The organism is Mucilaginibacter sp. FW306-07-L, assembly GCF_058782065.1.
Map to the genome: position 1 here is coordinate 808,594 of NZ_JBYSXI010000001.1, position 23,907 is coordinate 832,500.

16 protein-coding genes are annotated in these 23,907 nt (G+C 45.0%); 10 read left to right on the plus strand and 6 right to left on the minus strand.

Features of this window, described 5'->3' with window-relative positions; genetic code table 11:
• Positions 1–14 precede the first annotated feature (14 nt).
• The 3 genes from AC3WJC_RS03710 to AC3WJC_RS03720 all read right to left on the minus strand — a co-directional run bounded on the left by AC3WJC_RS03710 (position 15) and on the right by AC3WJC_RS03720 (position 3,253).
• Complete coding sequence (locus tag AC3WJC_RS03710; protein ID WP_492397723.1) at positions 15–716, minus strand: L-ribulose-5-phosphate 4-epimerase; 702 nt, start codon at positions 714–716, stop codon at positions 15–17.
• Positions 713–2,413, minus strand: coding sequence for a ribulokinase (locus AC3WJC_RS03715; protein ID WP_492397724.1), 1,701 nt, complete (start codon positions 2,411–2,413; stop codon positions 713–715). The genes AC3WJC_RS03710 and AC3WJC_RS03715 overlap by 4 nt, the downstream gene beginning before the upstream one ends.
• A gap of 129 nt (positions 2,414–2,542) precedes the next feature.
• Entirely contained in the window at positions 2,543–3,253 is a 711-nt protein-coding gene (locus tag AC3WJC_RS03720; RefSeq protein WP_492397725.1) for an NUDIX hydrolase, read from the minus strand.
• A gap of 272 nt (positions 3,254–3,525) precedes the next feature.
• Between AC3WJC_RS03720 and AC3WJC_RS03725 the strand changes: the two genes are divergently transcribed.
• From AC3WJC_RS03725 to AC3WJC_RS03760, 8 genes are all read left to right on the plus strand, one after another.
• Positions 3,526–4,689, plus strand: coding sequence for an aldose epimerase family protein (locus AC3WJC_RS03725; protein ID WP_492397726.1), 1,164 nt, complete (start codon positions 3,526–3,528; stop codon positions 4,687–4,689).
• 34 nt (positions 4,690–4,723) lie between these two features.
• Positions 4,724–6,277: an alpha-N-arabinofuranosidase gene (locus AC3WJC_RS03730; RefSeq protein ID WP_492397727.1), complete on the plus strand. Its 1,554-nt coding sequence runs from the start codon at positions 4,724–4,726 to the stop codon at positions 6,275–6,277.
• Positions 6,278–6,318: 41 nt separating this feature from the next.
• On the plus strand, positions 6,319–8,289 hold the full coding sequence (locus tag AC3WJC_RS03735) for an alpha-L-arabinofuranosidase family protein (protein WP_492397728.1): 1,971 nt from the start codon (positions 6,319–6,321) through the stop codon (positions 8,287–8,289).
• Positions 8,290–9,294, plus strand: coding sequence for a glycoside hydrolase family 43 protein (locus AC3WJC_RS03740; protein ID WP_492397729.1), 1,005 nt, complete (start codon positions 8,290–8,292; stop codon positions 9,292–9,294).
• A gap of 6 nt (positions 9,295–9,300) precedes the next feature.
• Complete coding sequence (locus AC3WJC_RS03745) at positions 9,301–11,655, plus strand: beta-L-arabinofuranosidase domain-containing protein (RefSeq protein WP_492397730.1); 2,355 nt, start codon at positions 9,301–9,303, stop codon at positions 11,653–11,655.
• Between the two features lie 4 nt (positions 11,656–11,659).
• On the plus strand, positions 11,660–12,637 hold the full coding sequence (locus tag AC3WJC_RS03750; RefSeq protein ID WP_492397731.1) for a family 43 glycosylhydrolase: 978 nt from the start codon (positions 11,660–11,662) through the stop codon (positions 12,635–12,637).
• A 194-nt stretch (positions 12,638–12,831) separates the two neighbouring features.
• Entirely contained in the window at positions 12,832–13,731 is a 900-nt protein-coding gene (locus tag AC3WJC_RS03755; RefSeq protein WP_492397732.1) for a hydroxypyruvate isomerase family protein, read from the plus strand.
• Positions 13,732–13,771: 40 nt separating this feature from the next.
• Positions 13,772–17,155 carry a ThuA domain-containing protein gene (locus AC3WJC_RS03760; RefSeq protein WP_492397733.1) on the plus strand — a complete coding sequence of 1,128 codons (3,384 nt, stop codon included), beginning with the start codon at positions 13,772–13,774 and terminating at the stop codon, positions 17,153–17,155.
• A gap of 76 nt (positions 17,156–17,231) precedes the next feature.
• Here AC3WJC_RS03760 and AC3WJC_RS03765 read toward each other — a convergent pair whose 3' ends face one another.
• Positions 17,232–19,007: a DUF885 domain-containing protein gene (locus AC3WJC_RS03765; RefSeq protein WP_492397734.1), complete on the minus strand. Its 1,776-nt coding sequence runs from the start codon at positions 19,005–19,007 to the stop codon at positions 17,232–17,234.
• 89 nt (positions 19,008–19,096) lie between these two features.
• Here AC3WJC_RS03765 and AC3WJC_RS03770 point away from each other — a divergent pair, with 89 nt between their 5' ends.
• Positions 19,097–20,401, plus strand: a complete 1,305-nt coding sequence (locus AC3WJC_RS03770) for a hypothetical protein (RefSeq protein WP_492397735.1) — start codon at positions 19,097–19,099, stop codon at positions 20,399–20,401.
• Positions 20,402–20,444: 43 nt separating this feature from the next.
• Here the strand turns inward: AC3WJC_RS03770 and ychF are convergent, their stop codons facing one another.
• Positions 20,445–21,545, minus strand: coding sequence for a redox-regulated ATPase YchF (gene ychF / locus AC3WJC_RS03775; protein ID WP_492397736.1), 1,101 nt, complete (start codon positions 21,543–21,545; stop codon positions 20,445–20,447).
• Between the two features lie 196 nt (positions 21,546–21,741).
• On the opposite strand from ychF, the gene mgtE reads away from it, so the two are divergent.
• Positions 21,742–23,112 (plus strand): magnesium transporter, encoded by a 1,371-nt coding sequence (gene mgtE, locus AC3WJC_RS03780; protein WP_492397737.1) that lies wholly within the window; start codon positions 21,742–21,744, stop codon positions 23,110–23,112.
• A 5-nt stretch (positions 23,113–23,117) separates the two neighbouring features.
• Here mgtE and AC3WJC_RS03785 read toward each other — a convergent pair whose 3' ends face one another.
• Entirely contained in the window at positions 23,118–23,717 is a 600-nt protein-coding gene (locus AC3WJC_RS03785; RefSeq protein WP_492397738.1) for a Crp/Fnr family transcriptional regulator, read from the minus strand.
• Between the last annotated feature and the right edge of the window lie 190 nt (positions 23,718–23,907).

Here is a 23,907-nt window from a genome sequence, read left to right on the forward strand (position 1 = left end):
ATAGGGGGCTTTATTTATTGGCCGTAATAAGAGTTAGGGCCATGTTTACGCTCAAAATGTTTTTTGATCAGGGCATCCTTTAATCGTGGTGATTGCGGGTTGATCTGCTCGGTAAGGTAAGCCATTTGGGCAACGCTTTCCAGCACCGCGCTGTTATATACGGCCTTGTCGGCAGTTTTACCCCAGGTAAAGGGGGCGTGGTTACCTACCAGTACCATTTCCACATCCTCATAGCTCAGGCTCTTTTCCTTAAAGCAGTTCATGATCTGGAAGCCAGTTTCATACTCATAATCGCCTTTTATCATTTCGTCATCCATTGGCGGGGCGCAGGGCACATCAACCGTAAGATGATCGGCATGGGTAGTACCAAAAATGGGTATATCGCGCTGTGTTTGTGCCCAGGCTGTGGCGTATGTAGAGTGCGTATGCACAATGCCGTTTATATTTTCCCAATGCTTGTAAAGTACGGCATGTGTCTTGGTGTCTGACGAGGGGCGTAAATCGCCGTCAACAATATTACCATCAAAATCAACGATCACCATTTTCTTGGGCGATAGCTTTTCGTAAGGTACGCCACTGGGTTTAATAGCGAAAACACGTTGCTCACGGTCGGCAGCGCTAACGTTACCGAAAGTAAACAGCACCAGCCCTAATTTAGGTAGCTGCATGTTGGCCTCGTAAGCGCTCTCCCTTATATCATGATATTTTTTGCTCATGCTGTAACGGTATTTTTTTCTTTATCGGTTATTTGTTTGGCAATGTCGGCACCCAGGGTTTTGTATTGCTGATAGCGGTCGGCATAAACAGCGTAGTTATCAGGGTTCGGAGTATACTCCACATCAAAACCACGACCCATGGCTTCCATAGCTTCTTCGGTTGAAGAGTAAACACCGGCAGCCACCGTGGCAAACATGGCCGCGCCCAGGGCACAGGTATGTTTAAACTGATGGATGCGAATAGGCATACCTAAAATATCAGCCATCATCTGCATCACAAACGGCGATTTTTTGGCTACACCGCCAATACCGATGATGCCCTTAACGGGGATACCTTCTTCAATAAAACGATCAACAATACTTTTGGCGCCAAAGCAGGTAGCCTCGGCCAGCGCACGAAAAACGCGCGGCGCATCACTACCCAGGCTCAACCCGGCTATGGTGCCGGTAAGCAATTGGTTGGCATCCGGTGTACGGCGGCCGTTAAACCAGTCGATAGCCAGTTCGTTATCGCTTTCAATAGGTAGCAATGCTGCCTGCCTGCTCAGTTCAGGGATGATCTGATCGGCTATTTCTTCCTTCAGTTTTTCGGCAGTAGCTTCATCAATCAGTTTTGATTGGCTTAGCAAATTGTTAATTGGCCAGTTTACCAGGTTTTTAAACCAGGCATAAGTATCACCAAAGGCGGATTGCCCGGCTTCCAAACCGATCATGCCCGGTATTACCGAGCCGTTAACCTGCCCGCAAATGCCGCGCACGGTTTTACCTTCAATATCAGCGGTAGGTACTACCATCATATCGCAGGTTGAGGTTCCCATTACCTTGCTCAGGTAATAAGGCTCAATTTGGCCGCCCACGGCACCCATGTGTGCGTCAAAAGCGCCAACACCAACTACCACATCTTCCGGCAAGCCCAGTTTTTGGGCCCATTCCGTATTTAATGTTCCGGCGGCAACGTCGGAGGTATAGGTATCTTTAAAAAGTTTCCCGGTAATGCCGGTCAGCAACGGATCTAATGATGAAAAGAATTCATCCGGCGGCAGGCCGTCAAATTCCTCGGCCCAAAGGGCTTTATGGCCGGCAGCGCAACGGCTTCGTTTAATCTGTTTAACATCGGTACCACCGGTAAGCAGAAAAGGTATCCAGTCGCAATGCTCCACCCACGAGTGCAGTGCGCTGTTTATTTCTTCATCCACACGGATCACATGCAACAATTTCGCCCAAAACCATTCGGATGAATAGATGCCGCCTACATATTTAAGGTAGTTAGTTTCAAATTTTGTAGCATGTTCGTTTACCTCTGCGGCCTCGTCAACCGCGGTATGGTCTTTCCATAAAACAAACATGGCGTTAGGGTTTTCCTTGAACTCAGGGCGTAAAGCCAGCGGATGGCCGGTCGCGTCAACCGCTACCGGGGTTGAGCCGGTGGTATCAACCGAGATCCCTTTAACATTAGCGGCGACATCGGCACCGGCTTGCGCAAGGCAATCTTTAATGGTATTTTCCAATCCCTCAATATAATCCAGGGGGTGCTGACGAAACTGGTTTTCGGCGGCATTGCAATACAAGCCTTTTTGCCAGCGCGGGTAATTATATACTGAAGAGGCTATTTCCTGCCCGTTGGCAGCATCAACAATAACCGAGCGTACGGAGTCTGACCCATAGTCGACCCCGATCACGTATGCTTTATTACTCATGTTTAGATTTATAATGAGTGTCGAATTAACACTTAAATTACGATAAATAAAAATTTTGCAGAACTTTTTTTTCAACAACTGCAAACAATATCTTAAAACTTAAAACGGCAGGTTAGCCAAGGAATTGTATCACGAAGCAGATATGCTATCGGGATTAGGGATAAAATTCATAAATGACTGAAATTGAGAGTAATAATTATGCATATTCAGTTGATAGTAATATGCGCCGCGTTTTGAGCCGGCCTTATCTTTCTCGTTCAGCTTAATTAACAGGCCGGTAGCCAGTACGCGCTTACTAAAATTGCGTTTATCAATGGCCGTATTAAATACGTTTTCGTACAGGTTTTGTAATTGCGGAATGGTGAATTTTGAGGGCAGCAATTCAAATAATATCGGGTGCATCGCCGCTTTGTACCTGATTCGCTTTTTGGCCTGCTCAACCATTTCCTGCTGATCGAATATCACCTTAGGCGTACGTTTCAGGGTGAACCACTCGGCATGGTAATCATCACTGATCTGCTTTTTATATTTATTAATATCAATCAGTGCAAAGTAAGCTACTGATACTGTGCGTTCAATCGGGTCGCGCTGCGGATCACCATAAGTATGCAGTTGCTCCAGGTAAACGCCCTCAAGCCCTGTAAGCTCCTTTAATATACGGTTTGATGCCTGGTCCAAGCTTTCATCGGGCTGTACAAAACCACCCATCAAGCTCCAGTTACCCTTCTCGGGCTGAAAGCCTCTTTTAATCAACAGTATTTTCAAAGCTTCACCGTCAAAACCAAAAACAATACAATCAACTGCAAGTAGTATACGGGTCTGTTTTGAGTATTTCTGCATCTTTTATTTGTAATAGAAGGTATTAAGCGAACTGCAAATGTAATTATTCGAACCAAAAAATGTTAAAAATGTTTATGCCCACTTTCAACCTGTAGTCACGTTTTAGCAACATTGCCACATCGCCCGCATATAAAATGCGTTACCATAAATTTATAATTTTTTTAAGTGTTTTTATTACAATTAAATTATTATTTATAATTTCGGTGCATTGCGGCAGCCAATTGCCGGTAACCACATCGGTAATCCAATTAAACCTGTTATTTATAAATTTTATGAGAAACAAATCTTTACTGATAGTTATGACTGCGGTAATTGCAACAGCCATAACCTCATGCGGCGATCCATCAAAAAAGCAAAATGGCACAGCCGATTCTACAACAACCGACACCGCAGCCGTGGGTATTAAAGGTACTGTTGATGGTAAATCTGTTGAGTTGTACACCCTTAAAAACAGTAACGGCGTTACGGTAGGCATCACCAATTACGGTGGCCGTGTGGTTAGCCTGTCGGTACCTGACCGTGTCGGTAAACTAACAGATGTTGTTTTAGGTTACGACTCCTTAAAAAGCTATCAAAAAAAGGGCGAACCTTACTTTGGCGCGCTTATCGGGCGTTATGGCAACCGTATTGCCAAAGGCAAATTCACGCTTGATGGTAAAGCTTATCAATTAGATATTAATGATGGAGTTAACACCCTGCACGGTGGCTTTAAAGGATTTTTTTGCCAGGTTTGGGATGTCAAAAAATCGGATGATAAAACACTGGAGCTGAGCTATGTTTCAAAGGATGGCGAGGGCGGTTACCCGGGTACGCTTACCGTAGATGTGGTTTACACGCTTACAGATGATAACGCTTTAAAAATAGATTATAAGGCTACTACAGATAAAGCTACGGTTATAAACCTTACCAACCATGCTTATTTTAACCTGAACGGCCATAATGGTGCCGCTATTACCAACCACGAGCTTTATATTAATGCCGATAAATTTACACCGGTAGATAATACCTTGATACCAACCGGAAAATTAGAGCCGGTAAAAGGTACTCCGTTTGATTTTACAACAGCTAAAGCCATCGGCAAAGATATTGAGGCGAATGATCAGCAACTTAAATTCGGTAAAGGGTATGACCATAATTTTGTGCTTAACAAAACCGCGTCTGATAAACCTGTAACCATTGTATCAAGCCCGGAAACAGGCATCAGCATGGAAGTTTATACTACCGAGCCGGGTATACAGTTTTACAGCGGTAATTTTTTAAACGGTGCCGATAAGGATGGAAAAGGCGGCGTTGCCTATAAACTTCGTTCGGCGTTATGCCTGGAAACCCAGCATTACCCGGATTCGCCTAATCAGCCAGCGTTCCCTTCAACCGGGCTTAAACCGGGGCAGGAGTACAAAACAACCACTACGTATAAATTCACAACAGTGAAGTAATATCCAAAAATCCAACCAACCACTAACCATAAAAATGAACCTGATTATGAACTTATTTGGTAAGCCTGTAAAGGTGTTATTACTATTGCTGATAACGGGCAGCAGTTACGCGCAGCAGCAAAATACGGGTGTTGTACACACCGGACAGGGAAAAAGCACTATCAGCAAATACATTTACAGTCATTTTGCCGAACATTTAGGCCGTTGTATATACGGTGGCTTTTATGTAGGCGATACCTCAAAGATACCCAACACCAATGGCGTGCGTAATGACATTGTAGACGCGCTCAAAAAAATGAAGATCCCGTCATTACGCTGGCCGGGCGGCTGTTTTGCCGATACTTACCATTGGAAAGATGGCATTGGCCCTAAAGATAAACGGCCTACAATGGTAAACAAATGGTGGGGCGGCGTTACTGAGGATAACAGCTTTGGTACGCACGACTTTTTAAACATGTGCGAACTGCTCAATACCGACCCATATCTGGCAGGTAACATTGGCAGCGGTACCGTGCAGGAACTGGCCGACTGGGTACAATACGTAGGTTCGGCCAATAAAAACCCGATGGCTGACCTGCGCCGTGAGAACGGGCGCGATAAACCCTGGGACGTGCGCTTTTGGGGCGTGGGTAACGAGGCCTGGGGCTGCGGCGGCAACATGACCCCGGAGTACTATGCCAACGAGTTTAAAAAATACGCAACCTTCATGACCGGCGATAAGCTGTTCCGCATAGCATCGGGTGCTAACTCTGCTGATTACCATTGGACTGAAACCCTGATGAAAACCATACCCGGCCACCTGGTTGAAGGTGTAGCCCTGCACCATTACGCGGTAATTGAGTGGAATAAAAAAGGCCCGGCGGTAAAATTTACCGAGGAGCAATACTTCCGTACCATGAAAAGCGCCCTTTTTATGGAAGAACTGGTAAGCAAGCACTCGGCTATTATGGATAAGTATGATCCCCAGAAAAAGATAGCCCTGGTGGTTGACGAGTGGGGCGGCTGGTATGATGTAGAAGATGGCACTAATCCCGGGTTTTTGTACCAGCAAAATACCATGCGCGATGCGCTGATAGCCGGTGTTACGCTGAATATATTTAACAACCATGCCGATAGGGTGCGCATGGCCAACCTGGCGCAAGCCATTAATGTATTGCAGGCCGTTATTTTAACCGATAAGGAAAAAATGATACTTACGCCAACCTACCACGTAATGGAAATGTACAATGTGCATCAGGATGCTACCTTATTGCCGGTTGAGCTTACCACTAAAGATTATACTTTTGGTAACGAAAAGCTGCCTGCGGTTTCTGTTTCCGCATCGGTAGATAAGGCAGGAGTGGCGCATATCACCCTGACTAACATTGACCCTAAAAACGCGCAGGATATTGATCTGACGCTTGATGCATCGGCATTTAAAAATGTAAGCGGCCGCATACTTACCTCAAAATCATTACAGGATCATAACACGTTTGAAGTGCCGGATAAATTGAAACCGGCAGTGTTTAAAGGTGCATCATTAAAAGCCGGTAAACTGAAGGTGAAACTGCCGCCGGTATCGGTAGTAGTGCTTGAGCTTAAAAAGTAATCATCAGCAAAAAAAAAATACGTTTATATAAATAGTTAAGCATGAATTTAACATCAGGTAAAATAGCGATGATATTTGGCGCGGTTTGCTTATCCGTAAGCGCCTTCGCCCAAACCAGCGCTGTTTATACAATTGATCCTAAGGAATTAAAGGCCACCGTGCAGCCAACCATGTACGGTGTGTTTTTTGAGGATATTAATATGGGTGCCGATGGCGGCCTGTATGCCGAGTTGGTTAAAAACCGGTCGTTTGAGTTTGATAAGCCCTTATTAGGATGGAAAATAACCGGCGATAGCGCCGCGGTAAAAGTGATCGACCGCAAGGCCGAACGCCCGGATAACCCGCATTACATTAAAGTTAGCCTGCCATCCGCGCAAAGCATCGCCCTGGCAAATGAGGGTTTCAGGGGTATGGGTATCCGCAAAGGAGAGGCATACAATTTCTCCATTATAGCCAGGCAGCCGGTAAGCAGCAAGGTAACTATACAGCTTGAACTGCGAGACGAGGATGGCAAGGTGATAGGCAGTGCTGCCGTTCAGCCAAATTCGGATCAATGGAAAAAATTTAAGGTGAGTTTTACCGCCACCGCGCAAGCGGCAAAGGCCAGCTTAAATATTACGCTGAAGGGCAAGGGTAATATCGATCTGGATATGATCTCGCTGTTTCCGCAGCATACCTGGAAAAGTCGCCCTAATGGCCTCCGTGCCGACCTGGTGCAAATGCTGGCCGATATGAAACCGGGCTTTATCCGTTTTCCGGGCGGGTGTATTGTTGAGGGCCGTTACCTGGTTAACCGCTACCAGTGGAAAAAAACTATTGGCGATGTAGATAAGCGCGAAACCATTATTAACCGCTGGAATACCGAATTTAAGCACCGCGCAACGCCTGATTACTATCAGTCGTTCGGTCTGGGCTTTATGGAGTATTTTATGTTGGCTGAAGATATTGGCGCTGAACCGCTGCCCATACTTAATTGCGGCATGGCCTGCCAGTTTAACAGCGGCGAGTTGGTGCCGGTAGATCAGATTGACCCTTACGTGCAGGACGCGCTCGACCTGATCGAGTTTGCCAATGGCGATGCCAGCACCAAGTGGGGTAAGCTGCGTATCAGCCTGGGGCATCCGGCTAAATTTAACCTGAAGATGCTGGGCGTGGGCAACGAAAACTGGGGCCCTAATTATGTTGAACGCTGGACACTGTTCCGCGACTCGATCAAAAAGAAATATCCGCAGATAAAAATTGTGACCAGTACTGGTACCGACCCTGATGGAGCAAGGTTTGATACCTTGAATACCGCCTTCCGTGGTTTAAAGGCCGATATACTGGATGAGCATTACTACCGCCCGCCGCAATGGTTCAGGGATAACGCCAAACGTTATGATAGTTATGACCGTAACGGGCCTAAAATATTTGCCGGTGAGTACGCGGCACATGTTCCGGGGGTTGAGGATGCACTGAAAAAGAACAACCTGGAAGCAGCACTTGCCGAAGCCGCCTTCATGACAGGCTTGGAGCGTAATGCCGATGTGGTGAACATGGCATCATACGCGCCATTATTCGCCCATGTTGATGCCTGGCAATGGGCACCGGATCTGATCTGGTTTGATAACCTGAAATATTATGGTACGCCCAATTACTACGTGCAAAAACTGTACTCGTTAAACAAGGGTACTAACGTGGTGCCGATGCTGCTTGGCGGGCAACCGATAGCAGGGCAGGACGGTATTTACGCTAACGCAACCATCAATAAAAATACTAAGGAATTGCTGATAAAGCTGGTAAATGTTTCGGGCAAAAGCCATAAGGCCAGCCTGGACATTAAAGGGCTATCTGCCTATCAGAATAAAGGAGTGGTAACAACCCTGAAAAGCGATAAACCGGATGTGGTAAACTCCCTTGAGCACCCGCAAATGATAGTGCCTGCCGAAAGCAGTATTAACGTTGCCGGCAATAGCCTGTCTGTTGATGCCGAGCCGTATTCGTTTAAAGTGATCAAATTAAAGCTTAAATAAATGCTGCTGAACACGAGATATATAAATACATTTTGTATTGTACTGATAGGTGCAACAATATCGGCATTTGGCCAGTCGGCTAAGACAGATAAAGGTGCTGAGATGCCTGATACGCTTGCCCGCAATCCTATCATTAAAAACAAATATACGGCCGATCCTGCCGCTTTTGTTTATAAGGACAGCGTTTACCTGTACACGGGGCATGATGTGCCGCCGCCCGATAAAAATTATTATTACATGAACGAATGGCTTTGCTATTCGTCGGCGGATATGCTGAACTGGAAAGAGCATCCATCGCCATTAAACGTAAAGGAGTTTAAATGGGCTAAGGCCGATGCCTGGGCATCGCAGGTTATAGAACGCAAAGGCAAGTTTTATTGGTATGTAGCTGTTGAACATGGTACAATTGGCGGCAAAGCTATAGGTGTTGCCGTTGCCGATAAGCCGACCGGCCCTTTTAAGGATGCCCGCGGCTCCGCGCTGATTACTAATGACATGACCAAGCAGGCCAGCATCACCTGGGATGATATAGATCCATCGGTAATTATTGATGATGACGGGCAAGCTTACCTGTTTTGGGGCAATACGGTTTGCTATTATGCCAAACTAAAAGAAAACATGACCGAGCTTGACGGCCCCATACAAGCCATTTCCGGTTTGCCTAACTTTACCGAAGCCCCATGGATACATAAACGTAAGGGTTGGTATTACCTGTCGTACGCTTACCAGTTTCCGGAGAAAATTGCCTATGCCATGAGTAAAAGCATCAATGGCCCATGGGTATTTAAAGGGATTATTAATGAGGTTGCGGGTAATTCAAACACCAATCATCAGGCTATAATTGATTTTAAGGGGCAGTCGTATTTTATATACCACAACGGTGCGTTACCTACAAATGGCGGTAGTTTCAGGCGATCAGTTTGCATTGATTACTTGTATTACAATACCGATGGTACCATCAAAAAAGTTATCATGACTACGCAGGGTATTAAACCCGCTAAGTAAGTTTTTATGAGGAAGTGTTTAAGCCAGTTGTTGGCTATAGCCGGGTGTTTATTAACGGGCTATGGTAATGTTAAGGCGCAATCGTTACAGGCTTTTCCGGTGTCGCAGGTACGCTTGCTGCCGGGGCCGTTCAAATCGGCACAGCAAACGGATCTGAAATATATTTTGGAGCTTGACGCTGATCGTTTGCTGGCACCATATCTTCGTGAAGCCGGTTTAAAACCTAAAGCCAAAAGCTATGGTAACTGGGAAGATACCGGGCTTGACGGGCATATTGGCGGGCACTACCTGTCGGCATTGGCTTATATGTATGCCTCAACCGGAGATAAGCGTTTGCAGGACAGGCTGAATTACATGATAGCGCAATTAGCCCTATGCCAGCAAAATGCGGGTAATGGTTACATAGGCGGCGTACCGGGCGGCATGGCTTTATGGGCACAAATTGGTGCCGGTAACATTCAGGCTGATAATTTTTCGTTTAATAATCATTGGGTGCCGCTCTACAACATCCACAAAACATTTGCGGGTTTGGTTGATGCTTACCGTGTAGGCGGCAATCAGCAGGCTAAAACCGTATTACTGAACTACACCGATTGGGCATACAAACTCACCGCCAAATTAAGCGACGCACAGATACAACTCATGCTCACCAGCGAACATGGCGGCATGAACGAGGTTTTTGCGGATGTAGCCGCCATTAGCGGCGATCAAAAGTATCTACAGTTAGCCAGGCGCTTCTCACACAAAAAAATACTGAACCCATTGCTGCACCGCCGTGATTCGCTTACCGGGATGCATGCCAATACGCAAATACCTAAAGTGATTGGCTATATGCGTGTGGCCGAGCTGGCGCATGATACCGCCTGGGCAAATGCCGCCGATTACTTTTGGCACAATGTGGTAGAGCATCGAACAATATCAATTGGCGGTAACAGTGTAAGCGAACACTTTAACCCTGTAAATGATTTTTCGGGGATGATAGAGAGCAGGGAAGGGCCTGAAACCTGTAACTCCTACAATATGCTAAAGCTTACCGGTCATTTATTTCTGGCAAAGCCGGTGGCTAATTATATGGATTATTATGAGCGTACGCTTTACAACCATATTCTATCTACACAAAACCCGGAAGGGGGCTTTGTTTACTTTACGCCGATAAGGCCTCAGCATTACAGGGTATACTCAAGCCCGCAGCAAAGTTTTTGGTGCTGCGTAGGCAGCGGGTTGGAAAACCATGGCCGTTACGGCGAATACATTTACGCGCACTCAGCAAAGGATGTTTTTGTGAACCTGTTTATGCCATCTACCCTTAACTGGGCCGAAAAGGGATTGAAGCTGGAGCAAAACACCAGCTTACCCTACAGTGATGAGTCAACCATCAGCATTACCATAAAGCAACCTCAAACCTTCGCGCTGCATGTACGCTACCCTGCCTGGGTGCAGGATGGTGCTATGCATGTTTGGGTAAACAATAAGCCGGTAAAGGTTATGCGTGATGCTAACTCATACATCGCCCTAAACCGAAAATGGAAAACCGGCGATGTGGTCAAGGTAAAATTGCCCATGCAAACCAGGGCGGAAGCTTTGCCCGATGGTGCTAACTGGGTATCATTTGTGCATGGCCCGGTAGTATTGGCCGCCGCTACGGACACCGCCAAACAAACCGGACTTTTTGCTGACGACAGCCGCATGGGCCACGTGGCAGGCGGTCCGCTTTACCCGTTAGACGAAGCGCCGCTTATTGTATCTGAAAAAGATAGTATTGCCGCTGCTGTGCAACCGGTTAATGAAGCTAAGCTGGAATTTAAAGTTAACGGTATAGATCAGCTTCAATATAAAAACCTGAAGCTGGTGCCATTTTATACCCTCTATAATACCCGTTACATGCTGTACTGGCCATATACCACCAAAAGCGGATTGGCCGCTATGAAAGACAGTATCAGCAAGGCCGAAGCTGAAAAACTAAAATTGGATGCCATTACCGTTGACAGGTTAACCGCCGGTGAACAGCAGCCCGAAAACGACCACACGATTAAATCTGAACGTACCTGGACAGGCACTTATAAGGACAGGCATTTTCGTAACGCGCAAGGCTGGTTTAGCTACATGCTGAAAAACAAAAATGCCGAAGCCAAAACACTGTTGGTAACCTACACCAAAACGAATGACCGTGCTTTTAATGTTTACCTGAATAACATAAAAATAACGGCAGCTAAAATTAATGAGTCGGATGGTAAAGGATTTTATATTGCCGAATATTCTATTCCTGCCGGGGTAAGAAAAAAGCAATCTATCGAACTAAAGTTTGAGGCTGAAAAAGGCTCGGCAACGGCCGATGTTTTTGAAATAAGGCTGATAAAATAACAGAATGAAAAGCTATGTAAAGCCGGTTGTTACAGCAATTTTGTTCTTGCTTTCCCTGCCGGGAATGGGGCAGGAGTTGAAGCCGGATATCTCTGTGCACGATCCGGTTATCATTAAGCAGGATAGCGTATATTATATATTTTGCACCGGTAACGGCATTGCGGTTTGGTCATCTGTTGATATGCAAAACTGGAAGCGTGAAAAGCGGGTTTTTAACAACCCGCCAAAATGGGCGACTGATGCTATACCCGGTTTTAAAGGGTATATATGGGCTCCCGATATATCATACCATAATGGCCAATATTATCTTTATTACTCAGTTTCGGCATTCGGTAAAAATACATCGGCCATTGGTGTTGCTACCAATACCACACTGCATCCGGGCAGCCCTGATTTTAAATGGGTAGATCATGGCCGGGTTATACAATCATATCCCGGTAAAACCAACTGGAACGCCATCGACCCGAACCTGGTAACCGATGATAGGGGTAAGCCTTATCTTGTATTCGGCTCCTTTTGGGGTGGTTTAAAAATGGTTAAACTAAAAGCCGACAGGTTAAGTATTGACGGCGACACGACACAACTATTAGCTATAGCCAGCAGAAAACAAGATGCTGTAACAAGTGCTAACGCGATTGAAGCACCATTCATTTTTAAAAAAGCCCCCTATTACTACCTTTTTGCCTCGATAGATTATTGCTGTAAAGGCCCGGCGAGTAATTACAAAATGGTTGTAGGCCGGTCAAAAAACATAAAGGGGCCGTATGTTGATGCGCAGGGCATTGCTTTGCTGAATGGCGGCGGCAGCCTGGTATTACCGGCAGATAGTAACTGGTATGGCGCAGGCCATAACGCGGTAGCTGATTTTAACGGAACTGATTACCTGGTGTTTCATGGTTATGACGCGCATGATAACGGTAAGCCAAAGTTGCGCATACTCAAACTAACTTGGCGTAACGGCTGGCCTGAGGTACATAACTAAGTATTTTTGCTGTTACAAAAAAAGTATGTTTAACGGTTTTTGATACTGAAATTAGCTGTTTATCGCATAAAATTAACCTGTTTATCAAGAGTATTTCAATATCTGTACAAAAGTATTAGATTTGATAATTATGCCTTTTGTTGTACATTTAACACCATCCATTTAAACCTGGTATTATAACCCTTAACTATAAAATGAAAAGTGAAAATAAACCCTCATCATCACGCAGAGATATGATCAAAAAAGTGGCGGCTACATCCGCGGCGGCTTTTGTTGGCCAGAGCTTGTTTAACCGTGTATCAGCCGCTGAGGCTTTACTGAGCGACGATTTGAAAGGCCGTATCAACCATTCGGTTTGCCGTTGGTGCTATGGCGATATCTCGTTAGATGATCTTTGCAAAGGCGCGAAGGCGATGGGCATCAAATCAATTGATTTAACCGGCCCGGATGAGTGGCCTACACTAAAAAAATATGGCTTGGTTTGCGCGCTTACACAAGGAGCGGGCAAGGGTATCGGCGAGGGCTTTAACAACCCTAAACTGCACGATGAACTGGTTAAAAGTTACGAAGAGGTAATACCTAAGGTAGCCGCCGCCGGTTTCAAGCAGATCATCTGTTTTTCGGGAAACCGTAATGGTATGGATGATGCCGAAGGACTTAAAAACTGTGCCGTTGGCCTTAAACGCCTGATGCCGATTGCTGAAAAACACAAAGTAGTAATGGTGATGGAGCTGCTTAACAGCAAGGTTGATCACCACGATTACATGTGCGACCATACCAAATGGGGCGCAGCACTGTGCGATGCCGTCGGATCAGAATATTTCAAGCTGTTGTACGATATCTATCACATGCAAATTATGGATGGAGACGTGATCGCTACTATCCGTAAATACAATAAATACTTTTCGCACTACCATACCGGTGGCGTACCCGGCCGTAACGAGATTGACGAAACCCAGGAGTTATACTATCCGGCCATTATGAAAGCCATTGTTGATACCGGCTTTAAAGGCTATGTAGCGCAGGAGTTCATCCCTAAACGGGCGGATAAACTGGCCTCGTTAAAGCAGGGTGTTCAAATTTGCGATGTTTAAATTCAAAAGGCCAAAGTGCCATTCCTAATAAACAAGATATATGTTTAAATCTGTTTACCACAAAGTATTATCATTAGTATTGATAACCGGCTGTATATCGGCCGTTTTTTATGCCTGTAAAACGGTATCTCCGCAAAAGTCAGGCTCCAATAAAACCCCGCGTATCTTGGTGTTCAGCAAAACCAAGGGCTGGTATCATACTTCCATTCCAAAAGGCATTGCCGCCTTGCAACAGCTTGGCAAAGCCAACGGAATGATAGTGGATACCACAAAAAATGCCGATTATTTTGTTGAGGATAGCCTCAAGAACTACAGCGCGGTTGTATTTTTAAGTACTACCATGAATGTGCTCAATGCCGATCAGCAGGTAGCATTTGAGCGTTATATTGAGGCCGGCGGCGGCTACGTAGGTATACATGCCGCGGCTGATACCGAGTACGATTGGCCATGGTACAACAAACTGGTAGGTGCTTATTTCAGCAGTCACCCCGGCAACCCGAATGTACGTACGGCTACTATTGATGTGATAGATACTACGCATGTATCAACCAAAGGCCTGCCAAAACGCTGGGAACGTACCGACGAATGGTACAACTACAAAAACATTCAGCCTGATTTAAAAGTGTTAGCCACTTTGGATGAAGACACTTATGAAGGCGGCACCAATGGTTCAGACCACCCGATTGCCTGGTACCATGAGTTTGATGGCGGTCGCGCGTTTTACACCGGTGGTGGCCATACAGACGAAAGCTATAGCGAACCGCTGTTTTTACAGCACTTGTTAGGCGGTATTAAATATGCCGTTGGCAGCAATACCCCGCTTGATTACGCTAAAGCCTACTCAGAGAAAAAACCGGAAGATAACCGCTTTACCAAAACAGTCCTTTCAAACGATTTGAATGAGCCGATGGAACTGGCCGTAGCGCCTGATGGCCGTGTGTTTTTTATTGAACGTGCCGGTAATTTTTATGTGTATACCCCATCAGACGGTAAAACTACATTGGTTTATAAATTCCCGGTTAAGGCTGTGGATGAATACCTGAACGGTTTGCTGGGTATGACCATTGACCCTGACTTTGCAACCAATAACTTCCTGTATTTCTTTAACACCGCGCAGGCGGATGGTAAAACCAAACAGCATATCTCCCGTTTTAGCATCAGTAAGGATAATGTGCTTGATCTGAAATCAGAAAAAGTACTGATAGAAATACCTATCGAACTTGAGGTGAGCGCGCATACCGGTGGTTCATTAGCCTGGGACAGAAACAAAAACCTGTTCATCTCAACAGGTGATAACACGGTACCGTTTGAGTCCGAAGGCTACGCGCCGATTGACAAGCGCCCTAACCGTATTACATTTAATGCGGAGCGTTCGGCAGGTAACACCAATGATCTGCGTGGTAAAATACTACGCATACACCCCGAAGCTGACGGAACCTATACTGTTCCGGAAGGAAACCTGTTTAAAAAAGGCACACCAAATACCCGTCCCGAAATTTATGTAATGGGTTGCCGTAACCCCTACCGCATGTCGGTTGATACGGCGACATCTTTTGTTTACTGGGGTGAGGTTGGTCCGGATGCCGGTACCGATGGCAAGCAAGGCCCGCGTGGTTATGATGAGTTTAACCAGGCCCGCAAACCGGGCAACTATGGCTGGCCATACTTTGTAGGCGACAGCAAACCTTATAAGGATTATGATTTCGCTACCAAAGTAGTTGGTAATAACTTTGATCCTAAATCGCCAAAAAATAACTCGCCCTACAACACCGGCTTAAAGGACCTGCCACCAACTACAGGCGCAATGGTATGGTACCCTTACGCTGCTTATGATGAGTTCCCGATGCTGGGACAGGGTGGACGTTGCGCCATGGGCGGCCCGATCTATCACTTCGATCCTAAAATTCAATCAGCCAATAAAATGCCTGAGTATTTTGATAAAGGCTGGTTTGTATACGATTGGATGCGTAACTGGGTGTTTGTTATCCGCATGGATGAAAACCACAACTTTAAACGCATGGAGCGCTTCATGGAAGGCAACGGCGATTTCCGTCGCCCGGTTGATATGGAAATCGGTCCGGATGGATCAATCTACATGCTGGAGTATGGTTCGGTTTACGGTATTGACAATGTGGATGCCCGCCTGGTACGTATTGATTATAATGGCGGCAACCGTGCGCCATTCGCCAAGATCGAAGTTAAAGATACGGTTGGCATAGCACCTTACAAAGTAGCCTTTAGCCAAAAAAGCTTTGATTATGATGATGAGGACAAGCTATCTTACGAATGGCGCTTTGATGGCGACCAGGTTGGTTCAACCGAGCTTGCGCCAACTTATACCTTTACTAAAAACGGTACCTACAATGTTACCCTAAAAGTAACTGATGGTGCAGGTAAAAGCAGTACTGATACTGTAAAAGTAATAGTAGGTAACACCATGCCGCAGGTGGCTATTACTACTGATAAGAACAGCACCTTCTTTACCCCTAAAACGCAAACCTTAAAATACAAGGTTGATGTTAAGGACGCTGAAGATAAAACTGTTGACACAAAACAAGTGCGTGTAGTGCTGAATTACATTGCCAAGGTACAAAGCAATAAAGCATTGATAGGGCACCAGGCACTTACGCCAACCTATAACTACGGTAAAGAACTGATCGCTAACAGCGACTGTAAAGCCTGCCACCAGGTTAACGCCAAGTCAGTAGGCCCGTCGTTCGTTGAAGTAGCTAAACGCTATGCCAATGATAAAGGCGCGGTTGATAAGCTGGCCGATAAGATCATCAAAGGTGGCGGTGGCAATTGGGGCGAGCACTCTATGGCGGCTCACCCGCAGTTATCAAAACCTAACGCGCAGGAGATCGTAAAATACATCCTGACACTGAATAACCAGAAAGAGGATGTGATTTTACCGTCGCAAGGCAGCATATCATTTAACGATCACCTTAAAAATCCGGATGAAGGCCGTTACATTTTATCAGCCGCTTATACGGACAAGGGAGCGGTGAATGCGCCTAAATTAACCGGAGGTACAAGCTTGATATTCAGGCCAGCAAAAGTATATGCCGGTGAAGCCGATGCACATTACAACATGAGCATTCAGGGTAAAAGGATTGGCGAGGTGCATAACAAAGGGTTCTTTATCCTGAAAGATGTTGACCTGAAAGGCATCAGCGAGCTAACTTACCGCTATTCGTCGCTTAACCGCGCCGGGGCTATTGAGGTGCACGTAGGCTCAGTTAAAGGGCAGTTAATTAGTACGCTTAACTTTACCCCAACAGGTGAGTGGAATAAGTTTACTGAGCAAAGCACCCCGGTTACTGATCCGGGAGGCCGCCATGACCTGTACTTTGTATTTGTTAAAAAAGACAAACCAAACCAGCACCTCATCAGTGTGGATTGGATAAACTTCGGCAGTAAATAATACCTGCCGGGTGATATAAAAGTAAAAGGCCTGAGTTGATAAAACTCAGGCCTTTTTTGTGGAACTAATAGAAGGCTTATTTACTCTTATTTTCCATCGGGATAAATTCATCCGTCACCGCCTGACGTATCAGCTTAGGCGGCAACAATCCCTGCGACAAAATAAAATCGTGGAAACGCAATGCCTTAAATTTATTACCCAAGGCTTTCTCGGTATCCTTACGTAGTTGTATCATCTTGGTAAAACCGTAAAAATAGCTGTTAGCCTGGCCGGGCGCGCGGTTGGTATAACGCTCTACTTCCTGCTGTGCAAAAGCGTGCGATTGTACAACATCTTTCATCAATACATTCAGTGCCTGCTCCTGGGTGATTTTTCCGGCTTGTAGTTCCGGGTCAAGAAAAGCACGGGCGGCGCGCAGCAATCGGTAATCTAACGATACCAGTTGACCTTCCAGCGGCATATAGGGTTTGGTAATATACTCGGCATACAAGCCCCAGCCTTCGGCATTGGTAGAGTTAAAGGCATATAGCGAACGCGCCGTTGAAACGCCTTCTTCTACCATTTTATCAAACTGCAATTCATGGCCGGGGCGCGCCTCGTGAGCTACTAAAGTCCATGATGCGGCATCGAAGGTAAAGTCATCGTATTTGTCGGCTTTCTCTCCCGGTTTAGGTGGCATGTTTAGCGGTAACACAAACACGCCACGCTGGCCGGTATTATTTAAAAATGGCGGCGGCTGCATGTAGGGGGCAGGGCGTTGAGCCGTTTCCGCCTCGGTAGCCAGGCGGATGATAGCCGGGCGATTAGGTAGCGTAACCAGTTGCTCCTTGCGGATGATATCTTCCACACCCGCAAGCGTGCGTTTGTATAAGGGCATTATCGAATCGCCGTGTACCTGCGCCTTTTTAAGTTCGAGCATTACATCGCGGTAATCTGTTGAAGGCAGGTTACGTTTTTTGGCGATCTGCACGGCGATATCCTTCATCTGGTTTTGTATATCCATAAAGGCGGTGTGCGCCAGTTTGGCAACCTCGACCGGTGGGATGTCAATACCATAACCCTCCAGTTCCATGGCATACTCCTCCGCAGGTAAGCGAAAATCGGTACGGGCTTTAGGCAGTATGGTGGCCTTGGTCCATTCGTCAAAAGCTAATAGTTGTTTTTTGAGCAGATTGTAAGGTTCTTCCCAGCCCTTTAGCTCATACTTTTTGCACAACTCGGCAATGCCCTCAACCACACTCGCGTTGCGCGACAGATCAGTTTCCATACGTTGTTTTGATGGGTAGATCATGTTTAGCTTGGCCATTTGCTGTTGGGCACGCTCTTTCATAATATCAACCAGCGGGCGGTAGCCTTTATCCATACCGGAATATTTGCGCAACCTTGCCACGGCGGCGGCATGGCGAGAGGCCTCGGTCTGCTCATCAAGCAGTGCTTCCAATCCACCATAAACCGAAGTCGTAGCGTTATAAAAAGGCACCTTGCGGCCGCGACTAAAATCCTGCTGACGGAAGCCCAGTTTAAGGTGATCTATCAAGATTTGCAGATCCTGCTGCACGTGTATTTCTTTTTCGGTTTGTAGGGCTTTGGTGTAGGTATTTACCAGCGCTTCCTCTTCTTTACGCTCAGCAAGGTCATTAGCCAGGGTGGGTATGGCAACCAGCGTATCATACTGCGTCAACCCCTGCGACGAGCCATACTCCGGCGAATACTTTTTGTCCAGCTCGATCAGCATCTGCGTGTACTTATCGGATGTTTTAACCCAGTTGCGGTTAGGCTGGGATTGAGACAGGGCAGCGGTTTTAAATAATACAAACGTGAGTAATAGATTGACTCGTTTAAATAATATCATAGTTATTGATTATAAGTTTTGTTAAGTGATGTTACTTTTGATGTAGCTTCATTATATTTAGTAATTAATATATTCAACCTAATATTATCATGTTCGACAAACAAATCAAAGAATTCAATGAAAATTTATTAAGTCTTCGTGATTTCGTGGCTTTGATTGAGCCAATTCTTATTGAAAAAAGAAGTGAACACGATCGATTTGTCCGTCCGGTTTTCCAACTAAGCATAATTGATAAGCTTTTAATGGGTGATCACGCTGACGAAGAAAAGAAAGAGAAGTTGCTAAAAACAAAAGAGAAGCTTGAAGAAGAGATTAAAGACTTATACAGTGATGGTATATCCATTGAACTAAGCAATAACTCACAAGGAGCAGTTGAGGTTGCTATAAGAAGTACAGAGACAGCTAATTTTATAAACAACTTAAAAAAAACTACATCAGCGACTGCGCATATTAATTTGCTGTATAAAAATGCCTTGATTTCATTAATGAGTTCTGTTGAATGGTTCTTTGCACAGATTATGCATTATTATTATGAAAGATTTCCAAACGCTTTTGGTATAGACAGCAAGACAATAACATTTGCAGAGCTTAAAACATATAATACAGTAGCAGATGCAGAAAAGCATTTAATAGAAGAGAAAATAGAAAGTATACTACGTGGTAGCATAGAGAGTTGGTTTGAGTTTTTAAAGAAGGATTGGGGATTGGGGTTAAGTTATGTGGATTCTCATTTGAAAAATTTGATAGAAATATCTCAGCGAAGAAATTTATTTGTACACAATGGTGGAGTGGTTAATTCTATTTATCTATTCAAGGTTTCAAAAGAACTTACCGAAAAAGTGCAAATAGGCAAATCTTTAGATGTAGATAAAGACTATCTGGATCAATCTATTAGTAAACTACAATTAACATTCATATTAATTGCTGCCGAGATTTGGAAAAAACTAGATCCATTAGATGAAAATCGAGCGGAAATAATAGGCGATATCATTTATGAAAATATGCTAAGTGATAGATGGGATATCGCTAATGGCTTAAGTTATTTTACGATAAAGGATAATAAAATGTCTTCTGCTCATAAAGTTGTTGGACAATTAAATTATTGGTTATCAAGAAAGCGATTAGGTGAAAAAGAAGCAGTATTAAAAGAAATAGAAGCTAATGATTTTTCAGATAAAAAGGAGGTTTATCAATTAGCATTGTTTGCTTTAAAAGAAGATATAACTGAATTTTTCAATTTGCTTCCTTTTGTTATGGATACTCAACAGCTAAATACACAACGATTAGAAGAATTTCCAATTTTTAGAGAAATGCGAGAAACAAAAGAATATGAAGATTATAAATTGCTTTCGGACCATTTCAAGAAACCCAGCCAGCCTATAATTGAAGAATAGTAAAGAAAATGGACAGTTCAAAAGACTGCCCATTTTCTTTACTTTACACATTAAACCTAAAGTGCATAATATCACCGTCCTCAACTATATAAGTTTTGCCCTCAACGGATAGCTTGCCGGCTTCTTTGCAGGCGGCTTCTGAGCCGTAGTGTACAAAATCCTTGTATTTAATTACCTCGGCACGGATAAAGCCTTTTTCAAAATCAGTGTGGATAACACCTGCGGCTTGCGGGGCGGTAAAGCCCTGGGTAATGGTCCATGCACGAACTTCCTGCACACCGGCGGTAAAGTAGGTAGCCAGGTTAAGCAGTTTGTAAGCGGCTTTTATCAGCTTGTTAACGCCTGATTCGGCAAGGCCCAGGTCTTCCAGAAACATCTCCCGCTCTTCATAAGTTTCCAGTTGCGCAATTTCTGATTCTATCTGCGCTGATATGATCAGCACTTCGGCGTTCTCTTCCTTAACCGCTTCGCGTACGGCTTCCACATAGGCATTGCCGGTGTTAACCTCGGCTTCGCCAACGTTACAAACATACATCACCGGTTTGGCGGTAAGCAGCCATATATCAGCAATATGTTCTTTGTCCTCTTCCTCAACCGGCGCGGTACGTGCCGATTTACCCGATAGCAGGTGGTTTTTGTAGGTAGTTAATACTTCAAAAGCTTTTTTGGCTTCTTTATCGTTACCTACTTTGGCGGCCTTTTCTATCTTCTGGATCTTTTTCTCTATCGAGTCAAGGTCTTTTAATTGTAATTCGGTATCAATAATTTCTTTATCGCGGATGGGGTCAACCGAGCCGTCAACGTGAATCACGTTATCGTTATCAAAGCAACGCAATACATGGATAATGGCATTGGTAGCGCGGATGTTTGCTAAAAACTGGTTGCCCAAACCTTCGCCCTTGCTGGCGCCTTTTACCAGGCCGGCAATGTCAACGATCTCGATAACGTTAGGTACTACGTTTTTAGGATTTACCAGTTCGGTAAGCTTGGTAAGACGCTCATCCGGAACGGTAATTACACCCACATTGGGCTCAATAGTACAAAACGGAAAGTTGGCAGCCTGTGCCTTCGCGTTTGATAAGCAATTAAAAAGTGTTGACTTGCCCACATTCGGCAAACCTACTATACCACATTGTAAACCCATGAGAAATATCTAAATACTAAATTCTAATTTATTGAAAGCCAATGGCTGATGTTTGCTGTTGCAGCCAATGCCTGATGACTATTGCCCAATCAGCAAAACGCCGCAAAGATAACACAAATAAATTCCTGTATTTTGAAAAAATAAACGACTTTTGCCAGCGGAAAATCAGGTTATAACAATGTAAAAAGAGGGGCTTATGGAAGAAATGGTTGAACAGGTAGAACTCATACTGGAGCAAGGGGACGATGCGGCGCTGCAGGAATACCTGAACAACATGAATATATCAGATGTTGAACAACTGATAGACGAGCTTCCGGAACATGGCCCCAAATTTATCGAGATACTCTCCGCAAACCGCGCGGTAAACGTTTTTAGGATACTGGACTTTAAGAAGCAGGAGCGGATCATCAAAAAAATTTCAGGAGAAAAGGTAGCCGAGATCATAAACGGCTTGCCGCCTGACGACCGTACCGCGTTATTTAGTGAACTGCATGGCGATGCCGTTGCGAAACTGATATTGCATTTATCACCTGCCGACCGGCGCGAGGCATTATCCTTATTAGGATATGAAGAGGATAGCGTTGGCCGTTTAATGACTCCCGACTACATTGCCGTAAAAAAAACCTGGGATGTAAACCGGGTGCTTTCGCACATACGCCGCTTTGGCAAAAACTCCGAAACTATTGATGTAATTTATGTGGTTGATGATAACCGCGTATTGCTGGATGATATACGTATAAGGGAGATATTACTGGTAAAACCGGAAACTAAGGTGAGCGACCTGATGGACGGCCGGTTAATTGCCTTGCGTGCTGCCGACCCGCAGGAGGAAGCCATCAATACTTTCAGGATGAATAACCGTGTGGCACTGCCCGTGGTTGATAATGATAACGTATTGCTGGGTATTGTTACGGTAGATGATATTTTGTGGATAGCCAACGAAGAATATACCGAGGATATTCAAAAAATTGGTGGTACCGAGGCGCTGGATGAGCCTTACCTGGATGTATCGCTGTTTACCCTGGTAAAAAAGCGTGTGGGCTGGCTGGTGATATTGTTTTTGGGGGAGATGCTTACCGCTACCGCGATGGGCTTTTTTGAAAAGGAGATAGAAAAAGCGGTTGTGCTGGCCCTGTTTATTCCGCTGATTATTTCCAGTGGGGGCAACAGCGGGTCGCAGGCATCAACGCTGATCATCCAGGCTATGGCATTGGGTGAGGTTACGCTGAGCGATTGGTGGCGGGTTATGCGCCGTGAAATTATGGCCGGCCTGATGCTTGGCTTTGTGTTGGGCTGTATCGGTTTTTTTAGGATCTACGTATGGTCGTTATTTTCGGATATGTATGGCCCGCACTGGTTTTTAGTGGGCTTAACCGTAGGCATTACGCTGATAGGGGTGGTGTTATGGGGATCATTAAGCGGCTCTATGCTTCCTATCCTGCTCAAGCGTTTAGGTGCCGACCCTGCCACATCATCGGCTCCGTTTGTAGCAACGCTGGTTGATGTTACCGGTTTGGTGATCTATTTTTCCATAGCGGTAATGTTGCTGCGGGGTATTATGCTTTAAAGAATTTACTCTACTTTCTTTTTCTCGATACGTTTACGCATGCGGCTTAGCGATGGGTTGGTTATGCCCAGGTATGATGAGATGTGATAAGCCGGTATACGTTCAATTATCTGCGGATGCTCTTCCAGCAGCCGGAGGTAGCGCTGCTCATGCGAAAAGAAGATAAATTCTTCGGTACGGGTTTGCGCTATCGAGAAGAATGATTCGGCCAGTATCCTGCCGAATTTAGCCCAGTTAGGGTGGGTGTCATAAAGTCCGTTCAGGTCATTATACGAAATAAAGAAGATCTCCGAATCTTCCATCGCCTCGATAAAATACCAGCAGGCGGTTTGTGAAATAAAGCTCCGGAATGAAACCACGAACTGATTTTCAGAAAAGAAAAAGATGTTCTTGTCCTCATTGGTTTCCGGGTTACGGTAATATATCCGGAAGATGCCTTTTACCACCAGTCCCAGATCCTTACATACCATGCTTTGCATGTTAAAGTAATCGCCTTTGCTGATCTTCTTCGCTTTCCAAAAAGGCGTGCTATCGCTGATATCCTTATCATTCAGCGGCGCGAATTTTTTAAGATGCTGGATTACGATATCATTCTTTTCGGTCATGTTGATCTTTTGTGTTAGACAGTTAATTCGCAAATCTCGTAATTATCATTATTTATGAATTTAACTTAGGTTAATATGATGAAAAAATAACATAACTGATTTTAAATGAGTAGGGTAATGCAATACCAATGTCAGCTTTATATGGTATTTTAACCTAAGTGAAAATGGTATAATGTGATAAGTCGGATTT